Origin of the sequence: uncultured Phascolarctobacterium sp., assembly GCF_937920985.1 — a bacterium.
Classification (GTDB): Bacteria; Bacillota; Negativicutes; order Acidaminococcales; family Acidaminococcaceae; genus Phascolarctobacterium_A.
Genome location: NZ_CALDXR010000031.1, coordinates 1 through 6,293, shown reverse-complemented (window position 1 = coordinate 6,293; position 6,293 = coordinate 1). Strand labels below are relative to the sequence as shown.

Sequence of the window (6,293 nt, the reverse complement as noted above, 5' to 3'; positions counted from 1 at the left end):
CTCCTACCCCCTCCTAATATGGCCTTTATAATGCCTAAAAAGAATTTAATACTTTTATAAATATTATTAATCATTACTGAAATTTTGCTAAATTATTTTTAACATATGTCGATGTAGACAGAAAAAAAGACCTGCAGATTTCTCCGCAGGTCTTTAGTTATGCTAGCTTGCTATATTGAATTTGTGAAGCAATGTTAATTACTTCTTCAGAGCGTCGCCCAGGTTGTTCTGAGTGTTACGTGCAGCAGCTACGGACTCAGCAAAACGATCCTTCTCTACGCCATCCAGCTTCAGCTCAACGATCTTCTCAACGCCGTCAGCGCCCAGGATTACAGGAACACCGATGCAGAGGTCATCCTCGCCATACTCGCCCTCGAGATATACGCAGCAAGGAATGAGCTTCTTACCATCAGTAATGATGGACTTAACCAGCTCGCCTGCAGCAGCACCAGGAGCGTACCAAGCGGAAGTGCCCAGCAGCTTAGTCAGGGTAGCACCGCCAACCTTGGTCTGTGCAATAGCATCCTCAAGCTCTGCCTCGCTGAGGAGGTGAGATACAGGAATACCCTTGTAAGTAGCAATGGATCCGAGAGGAACCATGGTCTTGTCGCTATGACCACCGATTACCATGCCCTCAATGTCGGTAGGAGTTGCTGGATAGCCAGCCTTCTGGAGAGCCTTGGACAGGAAATAACGGAAACGGGAGCTGTCAAGCATACCGCCCATGCCGATTACGTGGTTCTTAGGCAGACCGGAATTCTTCAGTGCCAAATAGGTCATAGCATCCATTGGGTTGGAGATTACGATGAAGATAGCATCTGGAGAATACTTTACAGCCTGCTCAATAACGCTGCCAACGATACCAGCGTTAACACCGATCAGATCCTCACGGCTCATACCAGGCTTACGAGGAATACCGGAAGTGATAACAACAACCTTGGAACCTGCAGTAGCTGCATAGTCGTTGGTAACACCGGTAATAGTAGTGTTGAAGTTCAGGATCTGTGCAGTCTGCATCATATCCATAGCCTTACCTTCGGAAACGCCCTCTTTGATATCGAGCAGAACTACTTCGCTAGCATAACCTGCGCTGGCAATTACATTTGCTGCTGTTGCTCCTACATTACCTGCGCCTACAACTGTTACTTTCATTTAAAAATTCCTCCTTTTATACTACAGATACACATCAGTATATCTGTCCTTTAACTAATGATATTATAACAAATATTAATGCACTTGTATAGCAAATTTTGGAATTAATTTATATTGACACTCCCCATGCCTAAAGGCAGGGGATTCTTGGTTACATGAGCACTGCATATAGGCCGTGGCCTATATGTCTTACACGCTCTCCCCAAGCGTAGATTTTCGTGTGTCCCACGGTATTTTATTCTTTAGCTTATGCTGATTTCTGCATTTCTAAGGCTTTGCTCAGAATATTCCTAGCGGCGTTTACATCCCTGTCATGCTGTGTATTGCACTATTTCTTTTTCACATCTATCCCTCCACTTCCAACCGGCTGCGTCCCAACCAGCTCATCTCTTGGCTATATTCTAGCGTAAAAAAATTAAAAGCACCCCACTCAAACACGTAAATTTGGGTAGGGCGCAGCAAAAAACTGCTAAAATCCGGCAAAATAAGCAATAAAAATGGATTCCGCCGGACCACCTGCATAAGGTGAACTGCGGAATCCTTAAATTTTGTAGGGGCTATTTAGTTATAGTAATATTAATATTCAAAACGGCCCTTGAGAGTAATTTCTTTATTTAAGATTGCTGTCTGACCTTTAGCAAACAGGCTGTCAATATCAAGATTCTCATCTAATACCAGCAAATCAGCATCAGCGCCCTCTGCTACGCAGCCCTTAACGCCAGCCTTGCCAAGCAGCTCTGCCGGAGTGGAGGTCAAAAGCTTAATTGCTTCTTCCAAAGGCAGACCTCTGTGCACGAGGCTCTTGATCGTCAGATGCAGATATTTCGGAGAACAGTAGGTCAAGCCAATGCACTCACCCTGCTCATTAAATTTTGGCTGAGAGCCAAACGCATCACTGCTCAGCGTCAGATGCTCAGTGCTCATGCCTTCCCAGCTAAGAAGCTCCATAATTTTCTCTGCGCCAATTTCCATATCCTCATCAGTACTGCCAGCCGTCATATCAAAATAACCGCCACGGCGTACCAGCTTAACGCCTTCCTCCATAAGCTCCTGCGTGCGCAGCATATGCGTAGGCAGGAAATTTTTTGCAGGAATATCGGAATGATCCAGTGCGTAGAACAAGGGATCAAGCTTGCCCACGCCGGAACCCATATGCATCGTTACCAGACCGGCAACATTTGCCAGCAGACCGCCACGACGAGTGGCAGAAGCGACTGCAATCAGCTCAGGTCCCTGCGGATTAGAGCTGCGATGATCAGAAACAGCAATCTTCGTGCCAATAATCGGCGGCACCATCATAATGTCCTTTTCCACAGAGCCGGTAATAGTAGTAGAAGGAATGCCATACGCGCCGGTCAGGCAGTACGCCGTAATGCCCTCCTCCGTCAAAGCGCGTGCCTTAGCTACCAGATTCTCTACGCTTCTAGTGATGCCATCTGTACCCAAAAGACCAACTACAGTCGTAATACCGCAGCTAGTAATCTGGCTGAGCATTGCCTCCGGAACGCGAGAAGCAGGCCCTTGCTCGCCACCGCCACCGGTGATATGCATGTGGATGTCAATATAACCGGGCAACAGCTTTTTGCCGCTAAAATCAAAAGTCTCTACCTCTGGCACATTGTCATAGCCATCGATATGATCCTCAATACGTACAATCTTATCGGCAATAACCAAAACATCTTTTTTACCTAAATACTTAGGCGCAAAAACCTCTGCATTTTTTATCAGCTTAATCAAATTCTTCCCTTTACCTTTCACAAAACGTTATTTTAGCTCGACGGCTTATTTCTTCTCATCCTCCAGCTTGGTAATACCAATGCCGGTATAGCCGTAGAAAATAGCAATTATAAAGCCAGTGTAGCACAAAATAGCCCACGGAGCATATTCCAAAGTATCTACGCCAGTGCAAGCAGCCATATAAGCGCCGGCAGCAGACCAAGGAATCAACGGTACGAACACCGTACCGGCATCCTCCAGAGTACGCGAAAGGTTCTTCGCCGCCAGACCTCTTGCCTTATAAGCATCACGGAACATTTCGCCAGGAATCAGAATAGCCAGATAAGAGTTACCTGTGCATAAAGCCATCGTCAGGGAGGACGCAACAGTGGAAGCAATCAAATCACCAGTAGATTTTGCAAAGCCCAGAATTTTTTGCAGCACAACCTCCAGACAGCCAGCCTTACTCATAATGCCGGCAAAGCAGAACGCACAGAATACCAGCAGAGTCGTACCCATAATCTCTGCCATACCGCCACGGTTCAGCAGCTTCACAATCTGCGGCACAGCAGTCGCCGGATCGAAACCAGGATGAGCAATCATCGTGATTTTGAAGCCTTTAACAGTAGCCTGCAGCAAATCCTTCAGACTGATGGTCTGGAACAGCAGTGCTTCGATGCCAGCCAGTACGGTGGAACCCATCATTACCGGCAACGTCGGTTTTTTCAAAATAGAGCCTGCCAGAATCAAAATAACCGGCAGTAACAGCAGAATATTAAAATTATACATGGACTCGAGTTGAGTTAACATCGTATTAACAGCCTCTGAGGAAACATCATTGCTGCCGCTATTCTGGAAGCCAACGAAGGCATAAACCACCAAAGAAATAATTGTTGCCGGAATGGTCGTCCAGAACATATGACCAATGTGCTCATACAGCTTGGAACCTGCTGCAACAGGTGCAAGGTTCGTTGTATCAGACAGCGGAGAAATTTTATCACCAAAATAGGAGCCTGCGATAACAGCACCGGCTGTAGCAGGCAGGCTTACGCCAATCGTGCTGGCAATGCCCATTAGTGCTACGCCCATCGTAGCAACAGAACCCCAGGAAGTGCCTGTTACAATAGAGACAACTGCTGTAATCAGGAACGCCGTCACTAACATAAATGTCGGGCTGACAATCTGCACGCCATAATAAATCATCATAGGAATAGTGCCTGCAGCCATCCAGGTGCCAACAAGCGCACCAACACAGGTCAAAATCAGAATTGCCGGCATGCCCTTAGCAATCTTTTGACAGATTTCGTCCATCATCTCATCCCAGGTAACGCCCACGCGGAAAGCGATAATAGCAGCAATCGCAGCCACCAAAAGCAACAGCGGCTCTGTTGCATAGCCCAAATAGCCCTTGCCCACAGTCAGAATAACCATCATCGCAATAATAGGAGTAATCGACTCCACAAAGGTAGGCATTCGTCTAGCCTTTGTTTCTTCATTTTTTTGCATATTCTTCGACATAATAACCTCTTTTCTGCTAGCTTCACAGCCGTTCTTTTGATTTACGTTGCACAACCCACAAAAAATTTTATCACTATCTAATTGTTTTTACAATAGTTCAGTAAAGAAACACTTATTAGAGTTTTTCTTGTATACAAAAGGAAAATATTCACTATTCCCCTCGTCAGATACATAATTCACCCTGTATATAAAGTACATTTGCCTATTATCTCTTTATTTTTTGCAAAAAAAAAGAACATTGACCTGAATTTCATCAATGCTCTTCAAATGTTTTTCCATAAGTTTCTTTGTGTAATCTCCAAACTTCGATAAGATATTCTTATGATGCTTAATCAATCTCTTATTCGTTCTCTGGAAGCACGCAGCAACTCCAAAAAGCGCTTGCTCGGCAAAGTAAAATTAAATTCGTAATCATACAAGACAGAAATTGGCATATTCCCTGAATAGCTTGCCGGAAACTCTACCAAATTACCTTCCAGCAAATCACGTTCCACCTTAATCCTCGGCGTCAAAGCAACGCCAAGATTTTGCTTCACAGCGTGCAGCACTGATTCCGAATCGCTAAAGGTTAAAAAGTTCTTCAGGCGGGAAAATTCCACCCTGCTCTTCAAATGCTTGTAATATACCTCGGTTTCCGGATAAGCGATAAACGGATACTCGTAAATGTCATCATTCTGCTGCATAGCATCATACAGCTCTCTAGATGTAACAAACACCATTGGCTGGTTCCAAAGCTGTACGCGCTTCGTGTATAGAGGCTGCACGTCAATATGCACAAAGACAAAGTCGTAAAGCTTCTTCACAAAAGCATCTTCTAGTGTTGATTCGACAGTCATACAACGGTTGACCTCTATATCCAGCTCCGGGAATTCCTTTTTAATCTGCAAAAGCACCGGTAGCATATAGATGTTGATAGCCTGCGTAGAAACGCCAATCTTCAAGCTATACTTGTTTTTTTGAAACTGGCGCATAGACTCCTGGCTCATCTGATAGTCGTTCAGCAGCTGCTGCGCTATCGGCACAAAGTTTTTGCCCGCCTGTGTCAGATAAACGTTCTTACCATCTCTAGTGAAAAGAATAACGCCGTACTCCTCCTCCAGGGCAGTTATATGATTGCTGATTGTCGGCTGCGAAAAATTCAGATACTTCGCCGCCTGCGTAAAGCTGCGGCACTGTACAACAGTTAAAAAAGACTGGTAAACTTGTATATTCATCCTTCTACCCTCTCTGCCATAACTCTGCACCTTTTCTTATAAAAGGCAATGCCATACACCCAAATATCCTCGCGCCCCTCATCACGCAAATAGTCGTCATAATGGCGCTCATGTATCTGCTGCAAAGCTCTCACGCACGCGCTGTCCAGCTCCGTAATTCCGCTAACGCTCTTCAGCTCAATAACAAGTCCGGCATCAGGATCATCGGTTTCTACTATTATATCAGCAAAGCCATCTCCTGCTTCCCTATTAGAACGCACCAGCCACTCAGCATTGCCGATGAGCAAGCCTGCCAAAAACAAGTGATAGCTATTTTCCCTATCCTTCGCTTGCCATTTTATATCAAAAAGGCTGATAGTATTGCTCAATCCATATCTTGACCAGATATAAAATCTTTACTCTGATTTTTTTAAATTAATGCCATAATTCCCTTGTAAGCAGCTGACTGCCTTGATTGTAAACCAAGCAGTCTTATCGGACTAAAATATGCATCAGATATAGTTTTAGGAAGATTAACATCGCCATCCACCCATTTCATTACTCCTACTACATCCTGTACAAATCGAGTTTCATTCGCACCGCCATTTGACACTCCCCATGCCTAAAGGCAGGGGATTCTTGGTTCCATGAGCACTGCATATAGGCCGTGGCCTATATGTCTTACACGCTCTCCCCAAGCGTAGATTTCCGTGT

General features: G+C 45.0%; 5 protein-coding genes. All 5 read right to left on the bottom strand.

Annotated features, from left to right (window positions below):
- Positions 1–198: 198 nt before the first annotated feature.
- Entirely contained in the window at positions 199–1,152 is a 954-nt protein-coding gene (locus tag Q0612_RS05465; protein WP_235320358.1) for a malate dehydrogenase, read from the bottom strand.
- Between the two features lie 576 nt (positions 1,153–1,728).
- Positions 1,729–2,889, bottom strand: a complete 1,161-nt coding sequence (gene iadA / locus Q0612_RS05460; RefSeq protein WP_298881808.1) for a beta-aspartyl-peptidase — start codon at positions 2,887–2,889, stop codon at positions 1,729–1,731.
- Positions 2,890–2,934: 45 nt separating this feature from the next.
- Positions 2,935–4,386 (bottom strand): Na+/H+ antiporter NhaC, encoded by a 1,452-nt coding sequence (gene nhaC, locus Q0612_RS05455; protein WP_298881805.1) that lies wholly within the window; start codon positions 4,384–4,386, stop codon positions 2,935–2,937.
- Positions 4,387–4,718: 332 nt separating this feature from the next.
- Positions 4,719–5,600 carry a LysR family transcriptional regulator gene (locus Q0612_RS05450; protein WP_298881802.1) on the bottom strand — a complete coding sequence of 294 codons (882 nt, stop codon included), beginning with the start codon at positions 5,598–5,600 and terminating at the stop codon, positions 4,719–4,721.
- The gene (locus tag Q0612_RS05445; RefSeq protein WP_298881799.1) at positions 5,597–5,968 is read right to left on the bottom strand and encodes a PD-(D/E)XK nuclease domain-containing protein; all 372 of its coding nucleotides are present in this window, start codon (positions 5,966–5,968) and stop codon (positions 5,597–5,599) included. Before Q0612_RS05445 ends, Q0612_RS05450 begins: the two co-directional genes overlap by 4 nt.
- Positions 5,969–6,293: the final 325 nt, after the last annotated feature.